This is a genomic window from Trujillonella endophytica (assembly GCF_900110555.1).
In the GTDB taxonomy this organism is placed as follows: Bacteria; Actinomycetota; Actinomycetes; order Mycobacteriales; family Geodermatophilaceae; genus Trujillonella; species Trujillonella endophytica.
This window is the reverse complement of the sequence record NZ_FOEE01000001.1, coordinates 123,494-144,794: the sequence shown is the minus strand read 5'-3', so window position 1 is coordinate 144,794 and position 21,301 is coordinate 123,494. Positions and strand designations below refer to the sequence as shown.

Annotated in this window: 21 protein-coding genes; 10 read left to right on the top strand and 11 right to left on the bottom strand. The window is 73.5% G+C overall.

The genetic code is table 11. The features are described from left to right. Nucleotides 1-4 precede the first annotated feature (4 nt). Together BMY88_RS00740 and serA are read right to left on the bottom strand one after the other, a co-directional pair. Complete coding sequence (locus BMY88_RS00740; RefSeq protein ID WP_091939128.1) at nt 5-823, bottom strand: mycofactocin-coupled SDR family oxidoreductase; 819 nt, start codon at nt 821-823, stop codon at nt 5-7. A 359-nt stretch (nt 824-1,182) separates the two neighbouring features. Next, the gene (gene serA, locus BMY88_RS00735; protein ID WP_170860898.1) at nt 1,183-2,424 is read right to left on the bottom strand and encodes a phosphoglycerate dehydrogenase; all 1,242 of its coding nucleotides are present in this window, start codon (nt 2,422-2,424) and stop codon (nt 1,183-1,185) included. A 277-nt stretch (nt 2,425-2,701) separates the two neighbouring features. Here serA and BMY88_RS00730 point away from each other — a divergent pair, with 277 nt between their 5' ends. The 3 genes from BMY88_RS00730 to BMY88_RS00720 are packed head-to-tail and all read left to right on the top strand — an operon-like array spanning nt 2,702 to nt 6,062. Next, nucleotides 2,702-3,943, top strand: a complete 1,242-nt coding sequence (locus tag BMY88_RS00730; RefSeq protein WP_091939126.1) for an ABC transporter substrate-binding protein — start codon at nt 2,702-2,704, stop codon at nt 3,941-3,943. A gap of 42 nt (nt 3,944-3,985) precedes the next feature. Continuing rightward, the gene (locus BMY88_RS00725; RefSeq protein ID WP_091939124.1) at nt 3,986-4,987 is read left to right on the top strand and encodes an alpha/beta hydrolase; all 1,002 of its coding nucleotides are present in this window, start codon (nt 3,986-3,988) and stop codon (nt 4,985-4,987) included. Between the two features lie 28 nt (nt 4,988-5,015). Next, the gene (locus tag BMY88_RS00720; protein WP_244524421.1) at nt 5,016-6,062 is read left to right on the top strand and encodes a helix-turn-helix domain-containing protein; all 1,047 of its coding nucleotides are present in this window, start codon (nt 5,016-5,018) and stop codon (nt 6,060-6,062) included. Between the two features lie 37 nt (nt 6,063-6,099). On the opposite strand, the gene BMY88_RS00715 is transcribed toward BMY88_RS00720, so the two are convergent. After that, on the bottom strand, nt 6,100-7,362 hold the full coding sequence (locus tag BMY88_RS00715; protein ID WP_091939122.1) for an amidohydrolase family protein: 1,263 nt from the start codon (nt 7,360-7,362) through the stop codon (nt 6,100-6,102). A gap of 289 nt (nt 7,363-7,651) precedes the next feature. Here BMY88_RS00715 and BMY88_RS00710 point away from each other — a divergent pair, with 289 nt between their 5' ends. Further along, the gene (locus BMY88_RS00710; RefSeq protein WP_091939120.1) at nt 7,652-8,872 is read left to right on the top strand and encodes an HNH endonuclease signature motif containing protein; all 1,221 of its coding nucleotides are present in this window, start codon (nt 7,652-7,654) and stop codon (nt 8,870-8,872) included. A gap of 223 nt (nt 8,873-9,095) precedes the next feature. Next, nucleotides 9,096-9,701 carry a TetR/AcrR family transcriptional regulator gene (locus tag BMY88_RS00705; protein ID WP_091939119.1) on the top strand — a complete coding sequence of 202 codons (606 nt, stop codon included), beginning with the start codon at nt 9,096-9,098 and terminating at the stop codon, nt 9,699-9,701. 7 nt (nt 9,702-9,708) lie between these two features. On the opposite strand, the gene BMY88_RS00700 is transcribed toward BMY88_RS00705, so the two are convergent. From BMY88_RS00700 to BMY88_RS00690, 3 genes are all read right to left on the bottom strand, one after another. Continuing rightward, complete coding sequence (locus tag BMY88_RS00700; protein WP_091939116.1) at nt 9,709-10,725, bottom strand: aldo/keto reductase; 1,017 nt, start codon at nt 10,723-10,725, stop codon at nt 9,709-9,711. A gap of 37 nt (nt 10,726-10,762) precedes the next feature. Then, the gene (locus BMY88_RS00695; RefSeq protein ID WP_211435405.1) at nt 10,763-11,767 is read right to left on the bottom strand and encodes a zinc-binding dehydrogenase; all 1,005 of its coding nucleotides are present in this window, start codon (nt 11,765-11,767) and stop codon (nt 10,763-10,765) included. Between the two features lie 67 nt (nt 11,768-11,834). Further along, on the bottom strand, nt 11,835-12,719 hold the full coding sequence (locus BMY88_RS00690) for an aldo/keto reductase (protein WP_091939112.1): 885 nt from the start codon (nt 12,717-12,719) through the stop codon (nt 11,835-11,837). 101 nt (nt 12,720-12,820) lie between these two features. Here BMY88_RS00690 and BMY88_RS00685 point away from each other — a divergent pair, with 101 nt between their 5' ends. Next, entirely contained in the window at nt 12,821-13,717 is an 897-nt protein-coding gene (locus tag BMY88_RS00685; RefSeq protein ID WP_091939110.1) for a helix-turn-helix transcriptional regulator, read from the top strand. A gap of 15 nt (nt 13,718-13,732) precedes the next feature. Here BMY88_RS00685 and BMY88_RS00680 read toward each other — a convergent pair whose 3' ends face one another. Together BMY88_RS00680 and BMY88_RS00675 are read right to left on the bottom strand one after the other, a co-directional pair. Beyond that, nucleotides 13,733-14,086 carry a VOC family protein gene (locus tag BMY88_RS00680; RefSeq protein ID WP_091939108.1) on the bottom strand — a complete coding sequence of 118 codons (354 nt, stop codon included), beginning with the start codon at nt 14,084-14,086 and terminating at the stop codon, nt 13,733-13,735. 73 nt (nt 14,087-14,159) lie between these two features. Next, nucleotides 14,160-15,962, bottom strand: coding sequence for a metallophosphoesterase (locus BMY88_RS00675; RefSeq protein WP_091939106.1), 1,803 nt, complete (start codon nt 15,960-15,962; stop codon nt 14,160-14,162). Nucleotides 15,963-16,057: 95 nt separating this feature from the next. On the opposite strand from BMY88_RS00675, the gene BMY88_RS00670 reads away from it, so the two are divergent. Next, nucleotides 16,058-16,708, top strand: coding sequence for a trimeric intracellular cation channel family protein (locus BMY88_RS00670; protein WP_091939103.1), 651 nt, complete (start codon nt 16,058-16,060; stop codon nt 16,706-16,708). A gap of 40 nt (nt 16,709-16,748) precedes the next feature. On the opposite strand, the gene BMY88_RS00665 is transcribed toward BMY88_RS00670, so the two are convergent. Beyond that, on the bottom strand, nt 16,749-17,198 hold the full coding sequence (locus tag BMY88_RS00665; RefSeq protein WP_091939101.1) for a winged helix-turn-helix transcriptional regulator: 450 nt from the start codon (nt 17,196-17,198) through the stop codon (nt 16,749-16,751). An 82-nt stretch (nt 17,199-17,280) separates the two neighbouring features. Between BMY88_RS00665 and BMY88_RS00660 the strand changes: the two genes are divergently transcribed. Both BMY88_RS00660 and BMY88_RS23625 read left to right on the top strand, forming a co-directional pair. Beyond that, entirely contained in the window at nt 17,281-17,799 is a 519-nt protein-coding gene (locus BMY88_RS00660) for a GNAT family N-acetyltransferase (RefSeq protein ID WP_091939100.1), read from the top strand. 15 nt (nt 17,800-17,814) lie between these two features. After that, nucleotides 17,815-17,958, top strand: coding sequence for a hypothetical protein (locus BMY88_RS23625; protein WP_170860897.1), 144 nt, complete (start codon nt 17,815-17,817; stop codon nt 17,956-17,958). 32 nt (nt 17,959-17,990) lie between these two features. Here the strand turns inward: BMY88_RS23625 and BMY88_RS00655 are convergent, their stop codons facing one another. Both BMY88_RS00655 and BMY88_RS00650 read right to left on the bottom strand, forming a co-directional pair. Next, complete coding sequence (locus tag BMY88_RS00655) at nt 17,991-18,818, bottom strand: ABC transporter permease (protein ID WP_091939097.1); 828 nt, start codon at nt 18,816-18,818, stop codon at nt 17,991-17,993. Further along, nucleotides 18,815-19,828 carry an ATP-binding cassette domain-containing protein gene (locus tag BMY88_RS00650; RefSeq protein ID WP_091939095.1) on the bottom strand — a complete coding sequence of 338 codons (1,014 nt, stop codon included), beginning with the start codon at nt 19,826-19,828 and terminating at the stop codon, nt 18,815-18,817. The genes BMY88_RS00655 and BMY88_RS00650 overlap by 4 nt, the downstream gene beginning before the upstream one ends. Before the next feature lie 246 nt (nt 19,829-20,074). Here BMY88_RS00650 and BMY88_RS00645 point away from each other — a divergent pair, with 246 nt between their 5' ends. Then, a complete protein-coding gene (locus tag BMY88_RS00645; RefSeq protein WP_091939093.1) occupies nt 20,075-21,280 on the top strand; it encodes a globin domain-containing protein in 1,206 nt (401 codons plus the stop codon). The last annotated feature ends 21 nt before the right edge of the window (nt 21,281-21,301 follow it).

Below are 21,301 nucleotides of genomic sequence, written 5' to 3'. Positions count from 1 at the left end.
TGGGCTACCGCTTGTTCAGGAGTCCGGCATCGACGGGCACGACGGTGCCGGTCACGTAGCGCGCGTCGTCCGACACCAGCCAGGCGATGGCGTTGGAGACGTCCCGCGCCTCGATCATGTCGACGGGCATGGGGTTGGTCAGCGCATACGCCAGCCCCGGGGAGCGCTCCAGGATCGCCGCCAGGTTGCCGTCGCCGGCCATCGGTGTCCTGACGGCGGTCGGGGCGACGCTGTTGACCCGGATGTTGTGGGGTGCCAGGAAGTTGGCCCAGGACCGCATCAGGCCGATCACGCCGTGCTTGGCGGCGGTGTAGCCGAGGAAGCCGGCCGTCGGGATGCCCACCCCGACCATGCCGCCCGTGGAGCTGGTCAGCACGATCGAACCGCCCTGCCCGCGCTGCAGCATCGAGGGGATCGCGACGCGGCCGGTGTTCCAGACGCCGGTCAGGTTGACACCGATGACCTCGTCCCACTCCTGCTCCTCGGGCACCGCCGGGCCACCCGCACCGATGCCGGCGTTGGCGAGGACGATGTCGACCGGCCCCAGCTGGGCGACGCCCTCCTCGAAGGCCGTGCGGAGCGAGGCCACGTCGCGGACGTCGGCCTGCCGGGCGACGATCCGCCGGTCCAGGGCCTCCACCGCCCGCACCGTCTCCTGCAGCTCCTCGGTGGTCCCCATCGGGTAGGACACCGACTCCAGCTGGGCGCAGATGTCCACCACGATGACGTCCGCGCCCTCCTCGGCGAGGCGGATCGCGTGGGCGCGGCCCTGACCGCGAGCGGCTCCGGTGATGAAGGCGACCTTGCCCTCGAGCTTTCCCATCGTGTGCTCCTCAGGACGTGGCTCACGGTGTCGGCGCGGAATGCGCCGGACGCGCCGGGGCGAGGGGCGGTACCCGACCCTCGGATCGTGGCGCGCGACGGACCGGCACCGAGCCGGGTGACCGGACGGACGAGTCGGCGGTGCCCGGCGGTGCGGTGTGCACGTCGGGCGCCATGCTGAGCGACTGCTCAGCGGATGTCGACGTGGGATGTCTAACGGGCGTCCGGGCGGCTGTCAACCGCGCCCGTCCGGCCGGTCGGGAACGGAGGCACGCGCGCCCGACGGACCCGTCCGGGCATGCGGAGGAGCCGCCCCGGGCGGCGTTCACCCGGGGCGGCTCCTACGGCGGATTGGTGCGGTCAGTCCCGCCGGTGCGCGAACGTGGTGAGGCGGATGGTCTCGGGCAGGGCGCGGAGCGCGGTGAGCAGGTCGTCCGGCATGACCGCGTTGACGTCGGTGAGGACGTAGCCCAGCTCCCCGCGGGTGGCGAGCACCTGGCCGTCGACGTTCAGCCCGTGCTCGCCGACCAGCGCGTCGACGCGGGCGAGGACGCCGGGCACGTTGCGGTGCAGCACGGCGAACCGCTCTCCGGAGCCGCCGTGCAGGGCCACCGTCGGCAGGTTGACGCTCAGCGTCGTCGTCCCGGCCCGGCTGTAGTCGGCGAGCTTGCCGGCCACGAACCGGCCGATGTCGTACTGCGCCTCCTGCGTCGACCCGCCGACGTGCGGGGTCAGGATGACGTTGGGCAGGCCGCGCAGGACCGAGGTGAACGGATCCCCCTGCTCGCGCGGCTCGTCCGGGAAGACGTCGACGGCCGCCCCGGCGATGTGCCCGGACAGGATGTGGTCGCGCAGCGCCTCGTGGTCGACGACGAACCCGCGCGAGAGGTTGAGGAACAGGCTGCGCGGGCGCATCTTGGCGAACTGCTCGGCACCGAACAGGCCGGCGTTGCCGCCCCGGCCGTCGACGTGCAGCGTCACGGCCTCGGCCCGCTCCAGCAGCTCGTCGAGGCTGCTGCACGATTCGGCGTTCCCGAGCGCCAGCTTCTCCTCGAGGTCGTAGAAGACCACCCGCATGCCTAGTGCCTCGGCGAGCACCGACAGCTGGCTGCCGATGTTGCCGTAGCCGACGATGCCGAGCGTGCGCCCGCGGACCTCGTGGCTGCCGGACGCCGACTTGTCCCACGTGCCGGAGTGCAGCGCGCGGTCCCGGTCGAGCAGCCGGCGGGCGAGGCTGATGATCTCCGCGATCGCCAGCTCCACCACGCTGCGGGTGTTGGAGTACGGCGCGTTGAACACCGCGACGCCGGTGCCGGCCGCCGTCGCCAGGTCGATCTGGTTGGTGCCGATGCAGAACGCCCCCACCGCCTTGAGGTCGGGACGGCGGCGCAGCACCTCGGCGGTCACCTGGGTCTTCGACCGGATGCCGAGGACGTCGACCCCGTCGAGCGCAGCCACGAGATCGCCCTCGTCCAGCGCCCCGCGCACGGACTCGACCTCGTAGCCGGCGTTCCCCAGCACCTCGACGGCGACCGGGTCGATGTTCTCCAGCAGCAGTGCCCTGGGCACGTCGTCGACCTCCTCGACCCCAGGCGTCGACATGCGCAGGCACGGCGGGCTCTGTGGTTCAGCTTCTCGTCGGACCGACCTCGGCGCCGGCGCGGCGCACCGCGGCGGACGTGCTGGACGGCGTCAGGACCAGTATGTCTGACCCCCAACGCCACACCGCACGGGGCGATTCCAGGGCCGACCGGCCGGGGAGGCACCCCGCCACCTGGCGGGGAAAGTCCCGCCAGCGGCGCCGATCGTCGCCCCTCCCGGCCCGGCAGGGTTGCGACCGGCGTCACAGGGGACGCCGACGACGACGGAACGGTGGCCCATGCGCAGCACGACCTTCACGACCGTGGGCCTGGCGTGCAGCCTCGCACTCGCGCTCACCGCCTGCGGCAGCGACGACGAGGAGCGGGACGGGAGCGGCGGTGGCACGGGCGGGGGCACGCTCCGCATCGGGGTCCTGACCTCGCTGAGCGGGCCGGCCGCCGCCGCATCCGAGGGGGCGGTGGACGGCATCGAGGCGCGGTTCGCGGTGTACGAGGCCGACGGCGGCGAGTGCGCCGGGGACCTGGACCTCGAGGTGACGGTGGCCGACGACCAGTCCTCGCCGCAGGGCGCGCTGAGCGGGATCCAGAAGCTCGTCCAGCAGGACGAGGTGTACGCGGTCATCGCCGAGAGCGGGCTGTTCTTCGGAGCCTCCCAGTGGGCGGTCACACAGGGCGCCGGCACGCCCGTCATCGGCGGCGCGTTCGACGGCGCCCCCGAGTGGCGGCAGATCCCCGACGTGCCCAACCTCTTCCCGAACTTCACCGTGCCCGACTACGACACCGTCCACTCCACCGCGGGCGACTACTTCGCGAGCCACGGCGCCACGAGGGTCGCCGGCGTCGGGTACGCCAGCCCGAGCTCGCAGGCGGGCCTCGCCAACGGCCTGGCGTCGATCGAGGCGGCCGGGATCGAGACGGTGTACTCCAACGACAGCGTGCAGTTCGGCAGCACCGACGTCGGCGCCATCGTCCTCAACATCATCGACTCCGGGGCCGACTCCCTGTACCTGACGATCAACCCCGACACCGCCTTCGCCATCCTTGCGGGGCTGCGCCAGGCGAACCACCCGATGGACCTGGTCTCCTCCCCGACCGGCTACGGCGCGGACCTGCTGGGGAACCCGACCGCGGTCGAGCTCGCCCAGGGCGTCTCGTTCACCTCGAGCTTCGCGCCCGTCGAGCTGGACACCGACGCCACCCGCCACCTGTCGGACGCGCTGCGCGAGCACGCCGGCATCGAGTCGGGCATCCCGGGCTTCTTCACCGCCCAGGGCTGGTTCGGCGCCGACCTGTTCCTGCACGGCCTGGAGGCGGCCGGGTGCGACTCCTCCCAGGCGGAGTTCATCAGCACACTTCGTGCGAGCACCACCTGGGACGCCGGCGGGCTGTTCCCCGCCCCGATCCCGATGGACGACGTCACCTACGACCAGCAGTGCCAGTACTACGTGACATTGGAGGGCGAGGAGTTCGTTCCCGTCGAGGACGCCTCCCCGCTGTGCGGCGAGCCGATCGACGACTGATCACCGCCCGGCCCGACCGCCCCTCCCCGAGAACGGACGACGATGACGACGACCCACTCCCCCTCCGGCACCGGCGACGGCCGCGTCGGCCCGCCCCCGCCGATGGACGCCGAGCTCGCTGCCGCGCTGGCCACCTTCACCGCGGTCATGCCGCAGCTCACGGCCGAGCTGATCCCGCTCGTGCGGCGGCCGGACCCTGCCGCTCCGACGGACGTGGACCTGGCCCGCGGCGGGACCTTCGCGGTCGAGGAGCGCGCCGTGCCCGGGCCGGAGGGCGCACCCGAGGTGCGGCTGCTGATCTGCCGGCCCACGGCCGCGACCGCGCCGGTGCCCGCGCTGTACTACGTGCACGGCGGCGGCATGATCCTCGGCGACAACCGCCTGGGCGTGAGCGAGGCCCTGGACTGGGCGCAGGACCTCGGTCTCGCCGTCGTCTCCGTCGAGTACCGGCTGGCGCCCGAGACGCGCCATCCGGGCCCGGTCGAGGACTGCCATGCCGGCCTGGTGTGGACCCTCGCGCACGCCGCGGAGCTGGGCATCGACCCCGACCGCGTCGTCGTCGCCGGCCTCAGCGCCGGGGGCGGCCTGGCCGCGGCCCTCGCCCTGATGGCTCGCGACCGCGGCACCGCAGCGCTCGCCGGTCAGATGCTGCTCAGCCCCATGCTGGACGACCGCAACGACACACCCTCGGCCTTCCAGATGGAGGGGCACGGGGTGTGGGACCGGATCAGCAACGCCACCGGCTGGTCGGCGCTGCTGGGCGAGGACCGGGGGACGGCGGCGGTCTCCCCCTACGCCGCCCCGGCGCGCGCGGCCGACCTGTCCGGGCTGCCCCCGACCTTCATCGACGTCGGCTCGGCCGAGACCTTCCGCGACGAGGACGTCACGTACGCGAGCCGACTGTGGGCGGCCGGAGGCCGGGCCGAGCTGCACGTGTGGCCGGGGGGCTTCCACGGCTTCGACACGATCGCCCCGCAGGCGCAGATCTCCCAGGAGGCCCGGGCCGCGCGGCTGCGCTGGCTGCGCCGGCTGCTGGCCCCCTGAACCGCCCTCCGGTGCGCTGTTGCCCGACGTGCTCGACCAGCTCGACCGCCTCGACCTGCTCGACCTGCTCGCCGTCAGCGAGGACGATGTCCGCGTGAACGACCTGGTACTGCGCCTGGCCGAGCTCGACCCGCAGGCCAGCGACGCGCTGCGGGTGATCGGCCACTTCGACTCGCTGGTCGCCTCGCAGGCCGGGCTGCAGTCGATCGTCCGGGGTGCGGCCACGCTCGCCGGCTGCCCGGTGAGACTGACCGATCCCGAGCACCGGCTCACCGTCCGCGTGAGCGCGGACGGGGTCGCGGCACCGCCGGTCGCCGCGGCAGACACCACTTGGCCGTCGACGCCGGTCGGTCCCGACGGCGCGGTCCTGTGGCTGGAGACGTCGCGGCCGCCCGGCACGCTCGAGTCCGTCGTCCTGGAACGCGCCGCCGCGGCCGCCCAGGCCGTGCTGCAGCGCACCCGCGGCCGGCGCCGCGCGCACGATCAGGCTCTGGTGGAACTGGTCCTCGACGCCGGCGCCGAGGAGCCCGAGCGGCTGGCCGCGGCGCGATGGCTGGGCCTGACCGGCGCCTGCCGCGCGGTCGCGCTGGACCGGGATGCACTGGCGCTGCCCGCCGACCGCGCCGTCCCCGAGGGGCGGCGGGCGGGCGTCGGCCCCGCAGTCGACGCCGCTGACCTGCCGGCATCGTGGGCCGCGGCCCGGCTCGCGCTGCGCCTCACCGCGGAGGGGACGGCGGAGGACCCCGGGCCCCGGATCGTGCACGCCGACGACCTCGGCGCCGTGACCCTGCTGGTCGAGGCCGCCGACGCCCGGCCGGAGCCGGTGCCGGACGTCCGGGCGCTGGACCGTGCGAGCGCAGGCCGGCCATGGCTGCTCGTCACGTTGGACGCCGTCGCCCGCGCCGCCAGCCTCCGGGACGCCGCCCGGGTGCTGCAGGTGCACCACTCGACGCTCCAGGAGCGACTGGCCTCCGCCGAGAGCCTGCTCGGATGGCGCGTCCGGCACCCCGAGGGCCGGCTCCGCCTGCAGATGGCGCTGCTCCTCCGACGCGCCGCGAGGACGCCGGCGGCCTGACCGTGTCGGGCCGCCGGCCTCCGTGCGGCGCCGCGGTTCAGCGAGCCTTCTGGCGCAGGTCGTACAGCCGCCGCCGCTCGTGCTTGGAGCGGATCTCGGTGTCGACGTCGGGGCTCAGCGCGCGGAGGGCGCCGACCGTGGCGTCCTCCTTGGCGATGTGCGTGAACGGGTCGAGGCCGAAGAACCGGGTGGTGTTCTGCCAGAGGATCTGCTCGGCCTCGGCGTCGGTCACGCCCGCGCCGGCCATCTCGGCGTGCACGAACTCGGGGGCGTTGGGCCAGATGGCGTCGGAGTGGGGGTAGTCGCACTCCCACGCGATGATGTCGACGCCGATGTCGTGGCGGACCTTGAGCGCGGTCGGGTCGGTGACGTAGCAGGCCAGCGAGTGCTCGCGGAAGATCTCGCTGGGCAGCTTCCCGCCGAAGTCGTGGCCGAGCCAGCGCTGGTTGGTGTAGTGCCGGTCGCAGCGGTCCAGGTAGAACGGGATCCAGCCGATGCCGGCCTCGGACCAGGCGATCTTCAGGTCCGGGTACCTGGTCATCGCGCCGCCCCACAGGAGGTCCTGCGCGGCGAAGGTGGAGACCTGAGTGGCCAGGATGATGAAGTTGTCGATGGGTGCGTCCGGGGCGCCGTTGATCGCGCCGAAGCCCTGGCCGATGTGCAGGCACATGACGACCTCGAGCTCCGAGATGGCCTCGAAGAACGGGCCCCAGTAGTCCAGGTTGTGGTAGCTCGGGAGGCCCTGGATGTGCGGGAGCTCGGGCATCGTGACGGCCTTGACGCCCTTGGCGGCGACCCGGCGCACCTCGGCGACGAGCTCCCGCGGGTCCCAGACCGGCATGATCGCGCACGGGATCATGCGGCCCGGGTACGCGGCACACCACTCGTCGATGTGCCAGTCGTTGTAGGCCTTCAGCATGACCAGCGCGAGGTCCTTGTCCTTCGCCTCCTGGAAGTACCGCGCGCTGAAGCCGGCGAAGGACGGGAAGCACATCGACGCGAGGATCCCGTTGCGGTCCATGTCGCGGATGCGCTGGTGGATGTCGTAGGCGCCGGGCCGCATCTCGGCGAAGGTCGAGGGGTTCAGGCCCCACTCCTCGTTGGGCCAGCCGACGACGGCGTTGAGGCCGATCGTGCCCATCGAGTTGCCCTGGAACCACCACTTCTCGAAGCCGTTCTCGTCGACGATCGACTTCGGCGCCTGGTCCCGCCACCTGGCAGGCACGTGGTTGGCGAACATGTCGGGCGGCTCGACGACGTGGTCGTCGATGCTGATCATGATCATGTTCTCGACGTTCATGCCTGCGCCTCTCCCCTGCCAGGTGCGTCGCGCCGATCCCGTCACGGGCCCGTCGCGGCGATGTAGTCAACTGATGACTTGACGGTAGTCGGGCGGGCGGCGCTAAGTCAACAGGTGACTACAAGTCCGGCCACGCCGTTCTCGTACTCCTGCTCATGACGGCACGGAGCGTCGACGTCAAGAGCGTCACCGGAACTGTGGATAGCGCCCCTGACCTGGGGGTTTCCGTTGATCCGGGGTCTCCTCACCGCTAGAATCGAACACATATTCGAAGCGGTGGGGAGGTGTCATGGGCGAGCTGCGGTCGGCGCTGGACGCCCTCGCTACCCTGGACCTCGACGAGCTGGCCGACGCCGCGCTGCTGGAGCACACCCGCGAGCTCGTGACGGCTTCGCATCGGATCGCCGCCGCGCTGACCCGGGTGGCCCGGCGGGTGGACGTCCGGGGTGCCGCGGAGTTCGACGGGGCGAAGAACGCGAAGCTGTGGCTGCGCGGGCACGCCCGCGTCGCCGGCGCCTCCGCGTCCCGGGTCGTGACCCACGGCCGGGTGCTGGAACTACTGCCGGCCACCGCGCGGTCGTTCGCCGACGGGGTGCTGGGCGCCGACCAGGTCACGGTGATCGCCAAGATCGCCACCCCGCTCCACCTCGACCTGGCCGCGACCCGGGGCATCGACGTCGCCGCCGTCGAGGCTGCACTCGTGGAGCTGGCCGGCCGCGGCACCCACCGCGACCTGGAACTCGCGGTCGCCGACTACCTGGCCAAGCTCGACCCCGACGGACCCGAACCCGACCCCACCGAGGAGCGGTCGGTGACGCTGGCCCAGCACCCCGACGGGACCTGGACCCTCCGCGGCGAACTCGATGCCGTCGGCGGCCAGAAGGTCGCCACCGCCCTGGAGTCGATCGCCGCCGCGAGCCGCTGCGCCGACGACGACCGCACCCGCGCCCAGCGCACCGGCGACGCCCTCGTCCAACTCGCCGATCTCGCCCTCGCCTCCGGCCGGCTGCCGGTGCTGCGGACGGTCAAGCCGCACGTCATCGCCACCATCGGTGTCGAGGATCTGATCGACCCCGCCACCGGCCCCGGCGCGGCCACCACCGGCACCGGCACCCGCCTCTCGGCCGCCCGGGCCCGCTGGCTGGCCTGCGACGCCACCCTCACCCGCCTCCTGCTCGACCCCGACGGGCTCCCCCTCGACGTCGGCCGGGAGCAGCGCGTCGTCCCCCCGCACATCCGCAGAGCCGTCGAACACCGCGACCAGTCCTGCGTGTTCGCCGGCTGCGAAGCCCCCCGCTGGTTCTGCGACGTCCACCACCTCGAAGAGTGGACGATCGACCAGGGCGAGACGTCGGTCGAGAACTCCGCGCTGCTGTGCGAGAGACACCACGCCAAGGTCCATCACGGCTTCCGCGTCGACCGCGACGACACCGCACCACCCCAAGCCCGCTGGCGCACCTACCGCCCCGACGGCACCCAGATCCTCCCCCACCCGCCGCCGGTCACCTGACCGGCGAGACACCGAGCTACCCGCTCTCCGCGAGAGGCGCGGGCTCTCGGCATGCCGCCGACCGTCCGGCCGGACGACGCGACCTCGGGGGGGGTGTCGGCCCGGGCCGGGGCGGCTGGACGGGTGTCGATGTCGGTGCAGCGGCGCTCTCCTCGGGCGGGGCCGCCCAGCGGCGGATCACTAGGGTGACCACGCCACGGACGGCGTCGACGGAGGAGGTGCGGTGACCGAGGAGCAGACGGAGCGGCCCGCCGACGGCCCCCGGCGCCGCGACGCGGCCGCGACCCGGGAGTCCCTGCTGTCCGCGGCGCGGCAGCTCATCGCCCGGGACGGGGCGGGCGCGGTCAGCACGCGGGACGTCGCCGCGGCGGCCGGCGCGAACCAGGCCCTGGTCTACCGGTACTTCGGCTCCAAGGAAGCGCTCCTGATCGAGGCCCTGGCGCAGACCGAGCCCGACCGCACCATCGCCGACACCCCGCTGGCCGACCTCCCGCACACGCTGCTCCGCCGGGCCCTGGACCCCGACACCCCCGCCGAGGTCCGGGCCAGCAGCATGGCCACCCTGGTCGCCGGCGCCGGCACCGACGTCGTCCGCACCATCGCCCGCGACCGCATCCACGCCGGGTACACCACGCAGCTGGCCGAGCGCCTCGGCGGGGAGGACGCGGCGCTGCGCGCCGAACTGGTCGCCGCGCTGATCACCGGGATCAACGCCCTGCGCACCCAGATCGGGACCACGGCCATCGCCGCGGCCGACATCGACGTGCTGGCCACCTACGTCGACCGCATGGCGGCGGCGCTGCTCAACCCGCCCGGGCCGACGGACTGACCCGCCGTCAGCGGCGGCGCGCCGACGGCAGGAGCTCGTTGGTCCCGTAGCTGTTGTCCTCGGGGTTGACCGTGACCCCGGGAGCGACGATCTCGTCGATCCGGTCGAGCACCTCGGTCGGCAGCTCGATGTCGGCCGCCGGGAGGTAGGACTCGAGCTGCTCCATCGTGCGCGGCCCGACGATCGCCGAGGTGACGCCCGGGTGGTTCAGCACGAAGGCGATCGAGAGCTCGATCAGGCTCATGCCCGCCTGCTCGGCGAGGACGGCGAGCTCCTCCACCGCGTCCAGCTTGCGCTGGTTGGCCGGGCTGCTCATGTCGAACCGCGCGCTGGGCCGGGCGGCGGAGGTCGGCGTCCCGGCGGCGTCCTTGCGCCACCGGCCCGACAGCCAGCCCCCGGCCAGCGGGCTGTAGGTGAGCGTGCCCATGCCGTACCGCCGGGTGGTCGCCAGGACGTCCTCCTCGACCCCGCGGACGAGGATCGAGTACGGCGGCTGCTCGGTGACGAACCGCTCCCGGTGCCGCTCGCGGGCGGCCCACTGCGCCTCCACGATCTGCGAGCCGGAGTAGGACGACGACCCGATGGAGCGCACCTTCCCCTGACGGACGAGGTCGGTCAGCGCCCCGAGGGTCTCCTCGACGTCGGTGTCCGGGCTCGGCCGGTGCACCTGGTAGAGGTCGATGTGGTCGGTACCGAGGCGACGCAGCGAGTTCTCGACCGCCCGGACGATCCACCGGCGCGAGCCACCGCGGGCGTTGGCGTCCTCCCCCATCGGCATGAAGAACTTCGTGGCCAGGACGACGTCGTCGCGACGGCCCCGGAGCGCCTCCCCGACGATCTCCTCCGAGACGCCCGCCGAGTACACGTCGGCGGTGTCGACGACGTTCACCCCGGCGTCCAGGGCGCGATGGATGATCCGGATCGAGTCGGCGCGGTCGTCGTTTCCCCACGGGCCGAACATCATGGCCCCGAGGCACAGCGGGCTGACCTGCACGCCGGTGCGGCCGAGCGGGCGGAGCTGCATGGTCGTTCCTCTCAGGAGGGTCGGGTCACGACGGCGGTCAGGGGCGGACGAGGACCTTGAGCGCGGTGCGCTCGTCCATCAGCCGGTAGCCCTCCGGGGTCTCGTCCAGGCCGACGGTCCGGTCGAAGACCCGGCCCGGCTCGATGCGCCCGTCGAGGACCTCGGGCAGCAGCTCCTCGATGTAGGACCGCTGCGCGCCCGGGCCGCCGGTCAGGGTCAGGTTGCGGCCGAACAGGTCGAAGCCCACCGGCCCCTGGTCGTACTGCGGCACGCCGACCCGGCTGATCACGCCGCCGGCGCGGACCACGGCGAGGGCCTGCTCGTAGGCCGGCAGGTGCCCGACGCACTCCAGGACGGCGGAGGTCCCGCGCCCGCCGGTCAGCTCGAGCACCTTCGCGATGCCCTTCTCGCCGCGCTCGGCGACGACGTCGGTGGCACCGAACTCCCGGCCCAGGTCGGTGCGGGCCTGGTGACGGCCCATGAGCACGATCTGCTCGGCACCGAGCCGCTTCGCCGACAGCACGGCGAGCAGGCCGACGGCGCCGTCGCCGATGACCGTGACCGACGAGCCGGCTCGGACCTGGCCGCGGACGGCGGCGTGGTGGCCGGTGATGAGGACGTCGGACAGCGTCAGCAGCGAGGGCAGCAGCGCGGAGTCCTCCCCCACCGGCGCCGTCACCAGGGTGCCGTCGGCGAGCGGCACGCGGACCGCCTCGGCCTGCGCGGTGGAGAAGAACCCGCCGTGCACGCAGGAGGTGGTCAGCCCCGCGCGGCAGAACTCGCAGGTGTTGTCGAAGTAGGCGAACGGGGCGATCACGAAGTCGCCACGCGCGATGGTGGCGACGTCGGATCCGACCTCCTCGACCACGCCGATGAACTCGTGGCCCATCGTCGAGCCCTCGGCCGAGGCCCCCATCGAGTGGTAGGGGTGCAGGTCGCTGCCACAGACGCAGGCGCGGACGACGCGCACCACCGCGTCCGTGGGCGCCTCGATCCTCGCGTCGGGGACGTCCTCCACGCGGACGTCTCCGGGGCCGTACATGACTGTTGCTCGCACGGGGTGGTGCCTTCCTGGTGTGGTTCGGACGGGGGACGGCGGAAGCCGCCGTTCAGGCCTCGGGGATGGGGCGACCGAAGGCCGCGCGGGTGATCTGCTCGGGCTCGGGCCCGCCGCGCACGCCGGTGTCGAGCCCGTCGATCGCGGCGAGCTGCTCGCGCGTGAGCTCGAAGCCGAAGACGTCGAGGTTCTCGGCGATCCGCGACGGCGTGACCGACTTCGGGATGACCTGCCGCCCCTGCTGCAGGTGCCAGCGCAGCATCACCTGGGCCGGCGTCCGGCCGGTGGCGGCCGCGATCTCGCCGATGACGGGGTCGGCCAGGGTGCTGCCGCGCGAGCCGTCGCGGTAGAAGGTGATGCCGCCGATCGGCGACCACGCCTGGGAGAGGATCCCGTGCTCGGCGTCCAGCTCGAGCAGCTGCGACTGGCGGAAGTAGGGGTGCACCTCGATCTGGTTGACCGCGGGCACGACCGAGGTCTCGGCGAGCAGCCGGGTGAGGTGGGCGGGCATGAAGTTGCTGACGCCGATCGCCCGGACGGCGCCGTCGGCGAGCAGCTTCTCCAGCGCCCGGTAGGAGTCGAGGGTGAGCTCGAACTCGTCCGGGAGCGCCTGGTGCAGGATCAGCAGGTCCAGCTGCTCGACGCCGAGCTTGCGGACGCTCTTCTCGTACGCGTGCAGCGTCGCGTCGAAGCCGTAGTCGCTGATCCAGACCTTCGTCTCGACGAAGACCTCCGCGCGGTCGAGGCCCGAGCGGCGGATCGCCTCCCCGACCTCCCGTTCGTTGCCGTAGGCCGCCGCGGTGTCCACGTGCCGGTAGCCGGCGGCCAGCGCCGCCTCCACGGCCGCGACGGTCTCCTCCGGAGCCGACTGGAAGACGCCGAACCCGATCGCGGGGATCTCGACGCCGTTGTTCAGGGCAAAGGTCGGGGCGCTCATGGACCCCACTCTGGGCGCTTCCGGCGAGCGCTGGGAGTGCGGGTCGTTCCGGGTACCGGCAGTGCCTCCCTCGGCCTCGCCGGGCTGCCTACCGTGGGTCCATGGGCGCTACCGGACCGAACGCAGAGATCCGCGAGTTCCTCAGCACCCGGCGGGCCCGGATCACCCCCGAGCAGGCCGGGCTCCCTGTCTACGGCGGCAACCGCCGGGTGAAGGGACTGCGCCGCGAGGAGGTGGCGATGCTGGCCGGCGTCTCGGTCGACTACTACGTGCGGATGGAACGCGGCGGCCTGGGCGGCGCGTCGGAGAGCGTGCTCGATGCCCTCGCCGAGGCGCTCCGGCTCGACGAGGCCGAGCGCGACCACCTGTTCGCGCTGGCGCGGGAGAGCGGAGCCCACGGCAAGCCGCGGCCCCGGACCACGCCGACCGCGGTCCGGCCGCAGGTGCAGCAGCTGCTGGACGCGATGACGAACGCACCGGCGTGGGTCCGCAACGGCCGGCACGACATCGTGGCCACGAACCGGCTGGCCCGGGCGCTGTACTCCCCCGTGCTCGCCGACCCCCGCCGCCCGGCCAACACCACCCGGTTCGTCTACCTGCAGCCCGACGCGGCCCGCGAGTTCTTCGTCGACTACGACCGGATCGCCCGCGACGCCGCGGCGATGCTGCGGCTGGAGGCCGGCCGCAACCCGCACGACAAGGCGCTGATCGAGCTGGTGGGCGAGCTCTCCACCCGCTCGGAGCTGTTCCGCCGCCAGTGGGCATCGCACGACGTGACGTTCCACCGCAGCGGGCAGAAGCGCCTGCGCCACCCCGTCGTCGGGCAGCTGGACCTCGACTTCGAGGGGATGGAGCTCGCCTCCTCGCCGGGCCTGCACCTCAACGTCTACACGGCCGCGGCCGGCACGCCGGCCGCCGACGCCCTGGCCCTGCTCGCCTCGTGGACGGCCGCCCCCGAGCAGCAGGCGGTCGGCAGCGTCCCGGCGACCGGCGACTGAGACCCGGCACCCGCCTCAGTCGCGGTGCCGGACGACGTTGACCACGGTGCCGTCCGGCGCCCGGACGAAGAACCGGCGCACGCCCCAGGGCTCGTCGGTGAGCGGGTGGACGATCTGGTAGCCGAGCTGCTGCGCCTCGGCGTACGCGGCGTCCACGTCGTCCGTCGCCACCGAGACGGCCGGCACCTCGGGCGCCGAGGCGTCGCGCGTGACGAGCTGCAGGTGCGCGCCAGTCTCCGGCGAGGAGTACCGCGCCACCCAGCCCAGGTCGAACTCCTCGGTGCTCAGGCCCAGGAAGCCCGTGTAGAAGCCCTTCGCCGCGTCGAGGTCGGCCACCTCGAGGTCGGCGATGATGCGGGTGACGCGCATGCGGTCCTCCTACCGGATCGGATCCGCGCCATGATCGGCCGCCGGCCGGGCGCTGTCCACGCGCCGCCGGCCCTCAGCCTGCGTCAGCCCAGGGGCGCTCGGCGCCCACGCCGAGGTCGGTGTCGCACCGGCGACCCTCCGCCACGTCCTGCGGCCGGAAGTACACCGTCGACACGGTGACGTCGTCGCCGTAGGCCTGCGGGGTCGCCGGGTCGGTGCCGAGGTCGGCGGCCGGACCGGCGGACTCGATCGAGAAGCGGACGATCCGGGTGAACTGGCAGTCCGCCGACACCGACTCGATGCTGAACGCGATGGGCGGCCGCTCGGTGCCGCGGACGATGTTGTCCAGACCGCCGGCACCGGTCGTCCCCTCGACGAGCTCGATGGCCGCGTCGTCGTCCTGGAGCTCGTCGCTGGCGTTCTGCCGGTGCGTGTGGCCGGAGACGGTCTGGCGCACCTGGCCGGGCAGCAGCTCGCGCACCTCGTCCGCGGCGGCCGGCTCGTGCAGGACGAACAGGTCGACCCCGGCCGGGTCCCCCTCCGCCCCGCCGTCGGCCGCCCCGCCGTCCCCGCCGTTCTCTCCGTCGGCGGCCCCACCGTCGGTCGCCCCGTCCTCGTCGTCGTCCATGCCGAGGGCCTCGCGCACCGCCGCGCGCTGGAGGGGGTCGACGACGTCGGGGGCGTCGGCGCCGTAGGCGCCCGGTCCGCCGTAGACCCGCGGGTCCGGCAGGCCGGCGATGGTCAGCCCGAACGCCTCCACGACCCCCGCGCCGACCGCGAACCCGTCCTCGACGGCGGTCTTGGTGCCGAGGACGGTGACGCCGGGGATGCCCCGCATGATCGCCACGGTCGCCGGGGAGTCGTGGTTGCCGGCCACCCAGACCATCGGGGTGGTGGCGGCCAGATCGGCGATCGCCTGCCGGTACTCGGGGGTGAACTCGGCGGACGTGCCGAACGCGCTCTCGTCCCCGGCGTTGACGATCAGGTCGACGTCGTAGTTGGCCGCGTACTGCGCCACCAGCGGATACGTCGCCGCCAGGTGCATGTCGGAGATCGTCATGATGCGGACGGCGGTGTCGGGCGTCCGCTCGTCGTCGATGTCGGCCTGCAGCGCCGCCTGGATGCCGACCACCGAGCCCAGGACGTCGAAGGCCTTGGACTGCTCGGTGTAGTAGGAGCTGAGCTGGCCGGGGAACAGCTGCGCGGCGGCGAGGGTGCCGGTCAGCCGCGACTCCCGCACCCAGTTCTCGTTGTAGCTGAGGACCCCGTACGCGGCCACGACCAGGGTGACGAGCGCGGCGGCGCCGAACTGCAGCAGCCGCTGCCGGACCTCGTGCTCCCGGCGCGGCCGGCCGCGCAGGTGGCGCACCGCCATCTCGAGCGCGATCGCGATGGCCAGCCCGACCGCGAGGCCCACGACCAGCTCCGCGACGAGCCACCACGCGATGCGCGGCACCTCGGCGGCGAAGTCGACCCGCAGCTCCTCGACGAAGCCCGGCAGGTCCCTGCCGGCCAGCCGGGTCAGCTCCAGGACGTCGACGTCCTCGGGCCGGACGTGGACGCCGAACGGCACGCCGCTGACGTCGGGGAACTCCCAGCTGCCCAGCGTCGTGTCCGCCGTCAGCCCCGGCCGGGTGAACAGCGAGCCCTGCACCTCGAAGGGCACGCCCTGCACGGTCGCCTGGTAGGGGAACGCCTGCAGGAGCGCGGCGGCACAGAGCAGCGGGAGGAGGATCCGGGCGAGCCAGCGGAGCACGAACCGCAGCACCCGCCGGGCGATGCCCCCGGCGCGGTGGGCCAGGTGCTCCAGCCGCTGGCGCCGCGTCGTCGGATACGGCAGCAGGAGCTGCTCGGCGTCGTCGGAACGGCGGGCCATCGCCTCATCCTCCCAGCCGCGGCCCGCTCCCCGCCGATCCACGCCGGTCGGCCCGGGGTCCGTCCCGGCCGCAGGCCGGCTGGTACAACCGCGGGATGAGCACCGAGGCGCCGGCGCTGCTGCTGGCGCTGGACCTCGCCGGGGTCTTCGCCTTCGCGGTCAACGGCGCGCTGACGGCCCTGCGGGTGGCCCGGCTCGACATCGTCGGCGTGGTGACCCTCGGGATGATCACCGCACTCGGCGGCGGGATCCTGCGCGACATCCTGATCGACGACCTGCCCCCCGCGACGTTCAGCGACTGGCGCTACCTGGCCGTGGCCGCCGGCGGCGGGCTCATCGCCTTCGCCGCGGCGCACCGGCTGGACCGGTTGAGCACGCCGATCACCGTGCTGGACGCGGCCGGCCTGAGCCTGTTCGCCGTGACCGGTGCCAGCAAGGCGCTGGACTTCGGGCTCGGTCCGGCGCAGGCGGTGATCCTCGGCGCCGTGACCGGCGTCGGCGGGGGAACGCTGCGCGACGTCCTCGTCCGCCAGGTCCCGACGGTGCTCAGCAGCGGGCTCTACGCCGTCCCCGCGCTGGTCGCCGCGACCGTCGTGGCGGTGGCCGTCGAGCTGGACGCCTACGGGCCACCGGTCGCGATCGGCGCGGCCGCGGCGTGCTTCGCGATCCGGATGCTCGGCGTGCACTTCGACCTCAACGCGCCGTCCCCGCCGAGCCCCCGCCCGCGGCCACCGGACACCGACTGACGGCCCCTCGCGCGCGGCACGTCGTCGCCGCGGCGCCGGATCAGGCCCGGGGCACCGGCCGGACCTCGTGGGCGCCGGCCAGGGCGTGCCCCTCCTCGCAGGTCAGCGCGAGGTGCACCGGCGCCCCGCAGTCCCGGTGCCGCAGCTCCATCGGCACGTCGCCGTCCTCGGCCAGGTAGCGGTCGCCCCACTCCATCAGGGCCACCAGCGTCGGGTAGAGGTCGACCCCCTTGCGGGTCAGCCGGTACTCGTGGCGCTGCCGCTCCCCCTCGACCTGGTAGGGCACGCGCCGGAGGATCCCCTGCTCCACGAGGCCGGCCAGCCGGTCGGTCAGGACCGCCTTGGGCGCCCCGAGGACGCGCTGGAAGTCGGCGAACCGGCGCACGCCGAGGAACGCCTCGCGGAGCACCAGCAGGCTCCACTTCTCACCGACGACGGCCAACGTCCCGGCGACCGAGCACCGGGACCGGTCCAGCAGCAGTTCGCTCACGTTCTCAGGATAGGACCGCTGAGTTCACTTGACGAACTACGCACACCCGTGCAGAGTTCATCCAACGAACTCAGGAGGGGCGATGGACGTGCTGGTGGCGACCCGGACCGTGCGACCCGACGACCTGCCCGCTTTCCTCCGGCTGTGGCCGCGGCTGTCCGCGGAGACGCGGTACCGCCGCTTCCACTCCCCGGTGCACGGGCTGCCGATGTCCGCCGTCCGGCGTCTGGTGCACGTCGACCACGACCGGCGCGACGCGGTGGTGGCCGTACTGGGGGGCGAGGTGCTGGGCGTCGCCCGCTACGACCGCTCCCCCACCGATCCCGCCACGGCCGAGTTCGCGGTGGTCGTTGAGGACGCCTGGCAGGGCATCGGCCTCGGCCGCCAGCTCCTGGGCGAGGTGCTGGACCTCGCCGGCCGGCGCGGGGTGCGCCGGGTGACGGCCACCGTCCAGCCCGACAACGAGCGGGTGCTCGGGCTCGTCCGCCGGCTGCTGCCCGCCGCCCGCGTCGTCCCCGACGACGACGTCTACGCCGTCGAGAGCCCGCTCTCCGCACCGGACCCCGCACCAGCCCCCGTGCCGGCCGCCGTGGCCGGCTGACCGAGAGGAACCGCCATGACCCGCATCCGCGCCGCCCTGTCCCGCGCCCGCGACCGGCGCGCCCACCTGCGCCAGGAGCGCGCCCTGGTCCAGGCCGCCGCCGGTGCGCCGACCCTCGAGTCGGCGCACGAGATCTCGGCCCTGGCGTCCCGCCGCTGACCCACCCGCGGCCCGTCGCCCTGGGCCGCGGCTCAGCGGCTGCGGTAGAGCCTCGTCGTGACCGGGATGAACACCAGGGCCAGCACCGCCGCGACCGCCAGCGAGACGACGATCGCCGCGCCGTCCGGCTCCCCGGCCATCAGCGACCGCGACGCGGTGGCCAGCACGGAGATCGGGTTGACGTCCACGAACGCCTCCAGCGGGCCGGGCAGCGTGGCCGGGTCGACGAAGACGTTGGACAGGAACGTCAGCGGGAAGATCGCCATGAAGCCGGCGTTCATCACGGCGTTCGGGGTGCGCATGAGCAGCCCGAGCACCGAGAAGATCCACGACAGCCCGAACGAGAAGACGACGACCAGCGCCAGCGCCGCGACCGCGCCGGGGAACCCGCCGTCGGGCCGGTACCCCAGCGCGACCCCCACGACGATGATCACCGTCCCGGCGACCACGTAGCGGACGCTGTCGCCCAGCAGCGAGCCCAGCAGCGGCGCCGGCCGCCAGATCGGCAGCGACCGGAAGCGGTCGACCACTCCCTTGGTGAGGTCGGTGTTGAGCGCGACCCCGGAGTAGACGGTGGTGAACAGCACCGACATGACCAGCAGACCGGGGAGCGTGTAGTCCAGGTACGCGCTGGTCGAGCCGGCGATGGCCCCGCCGAACAGGTACGTGAACATCAGCAGGAACATCACCGGCGTCACCGTGACGTCCAGCAGCTGCTCCGGCACGTGCTTGACCTTGAGCATGCCCCGCCAGCCGAAGGCCAGGGCCGCGGTCAGCGGGCCCGGGCGGGGCGGGCGCGGGGTCGAGGAGATGGCCCGCCGCACCGCCGCGGTGGTCGGCGCCGGGGTCGTCGTGGTCATGACAGCTCCTGCAGGGTGTCGGTGGCCGGCGTGGCCGGCCCGGTGGTCGCCTCGTCGTCGGTCGCCTCGGCGGCGTGCCCGGTGAGCGCGAGGAACACCTCGTCGAGGCTCGGCTGCTCCAGGGAGAAGTGCGCCAGCCCGATGCCGGCGCGCGCGAGCTCGGCGACACCGATCGCCGCGCGCTCGGCGTCCACGCCGGTGGACGACAGCGCCGCGGGCTCCGGCTCGGCCACGACCGGGCCGACGCTGCGCTCGAGCACCTGCGCCGCCTCGTCCCGCCGGGCGGGGTCGAGCAGGCGGACCCGCAGCGAGCCCGTGCCGACGGAGGCCTTCAGGTGGCCCGGGGTGCCCTCGGCGATGACCCGGCCGCGGTCGATGACGGCGATGCCGTCGGCCAGCTGGTCGGCCTCCTCGAGGTACTGGGTGCAGAGCAGGATCGTCGTCCCCTCGCCGACGAGGGCCCGGACGATCTCCCACACCTGGTTGCGGGAGCGGGGGTCCAGCCCGGTCGTCGGCTCGTCGAGGAACATCAGCTGCGGGGTGACCACGATGCTCGCCGCGATGTCGAGCCGGCGTCGCATGCCGCCGGAGTAGTGCTTCACCAGCCGGCCGGCGGCCTCGGCGATGTCGAAGGCCTCGAGCAGCTCGTCCGCCCGGTCCCGGGCGGCGGCGCGCGAGTACCCCAGGAGCCGGCCGAGCAGGACGAGGTTCTCCCGGCCGGTGAGGTCCTCGTCGACCGAGGCGAGCTGACCGGTCAGGCTCACCAGCTCCCGCACCGCGTCGGCCTCGGCGACGATGTCGTGCCCCAGGACGCTGGCGCTGCCGGCGTCGGGCGTGATCAGCGTCGCCAGCATGCGGATGGTGGTGGTCTTCCCCGCCCCGTTGGGGCCGAGCACGCCGTAGATCGAGCCGGCCGGCACGGCCAGGTCCACCCCGTTCACCGCGCGCGTGCGGCCGAACGACTTCCCGAGCCCGCTGGCCTCGATCGCCAGTGCTGTTCCTGTGGTCATCGGATCCCTCATCTCGACACCTCGGGAGCATCCCTGCCGGGTACGACCGAATGTCCGCCCCGGAGTCATCGCACGCCAGCGACTTTCCCGGGCCCGGGTGGCTCCGCCGGCCAGGCTGGCCCCTCCCGCGCACTCGAGGTCAACGCCCGCCGCGACCTGCACGTGGTTGGCCACCGCGGGGTGGGGGCAGGGCGAGGGGACGGGCGTGGCATCCCCGCCACCCCCCGAGGGGGAAGGAACCCGCACATGCTCTCCGACACGTCCCGGCCCGTCATCGAGAAGACCCTCCCCGTGGTGGGCGAGAACATCGGCGCGATCGCCGAGCGGTTCTACGCGCACATGTTCGGGGAGCACCCGGAGCTGCTCGACGGCCTGTTCAACCGCGGCAACCAGGCGGAGGGCACCCAGCAGAAGGCCCTCGCCGGCTCCGTGGCGGTGTTCGCCAGCGCCCTGGTGAACCACCCCGACCGGCTGCCCGAGCAGCTGCTGTCCCGGATCGCGCACAAGCACGCCTCGCTGGGCCTGCGCCCCGACCAGTACCAGGTCGTGCACGACAACCTCTTCTGGGCGATCGCCGACGTGCTGGGCGAGGCCGTCACGCCGGAGGTCGCCGCCGCGTGGGAGGAGGTGTACTGGCTGATGGCCTTCGCCCTGATCAACCAGGAGCGCGGCCTCTACAGCGCCCGCGGGGTACGGCCGGAGACGGTGTGGCGGGACTGGCAGGTCACCGAGAAGGTGCGCGAGACCGCCGACGTCGTCCGGTTCACGGTGAAGCGCATCGACGACCGGCTGGTGAAGACCTCCCTGCCGGGCCAGTACGTCACGGTGCGCATGCGCATGGACGACGGCATCCGCCAGCCCCGGCAGTACAGTCTCGTCGCCGCCGACGACGGCGAGCACCGCTCGTTCGCGGTCAAGCGGGTGCACGGCGGCGGGTCACCGGACGGCGAGGTCTCCTGCCTGCTGCACGACCGGGTCGAGGTCGGCGACACCCTCACGATGTCGCTGCCGTTCGGCGACGTCGTCCTCGACGACTCCCGGCCGGCCGTGTTCGCCAGCGCCGGGATCGGCATCACGCCGATGGCCGGCATGCTGTCCCACCTGGTCGCGGCGGGCACCCACCTGGACGTCACCCTCCTGCACGCCGACGTCGACGAGTCGTCGTGGGCGCTGCGCCGCCAGGTGTTCGACGACGTGCGGGCCCTCCCGGAGGGCACCGTGCACGTGTGGTTCGAGCGGGGCGAGGAGTGCAGCCTGCCGGTCGACGGCGTGCACGAGGGCGCCATGGACCTCTCCGAGGTATCCCTCCCCGAGGGCGCCGTCTACTACCTGTGCGGCCCGCTGCCGTTCATGCAGGCCGTTCGCAGCACCCTCATCGACCGCGGCATCCCCCCGCGCGACATCCAGTACGAGGTGTTCGGTCCCGACCTGTGGCAGGCCGACGCCGCCTGATCCCGGCGGCGCCCGGTGCGG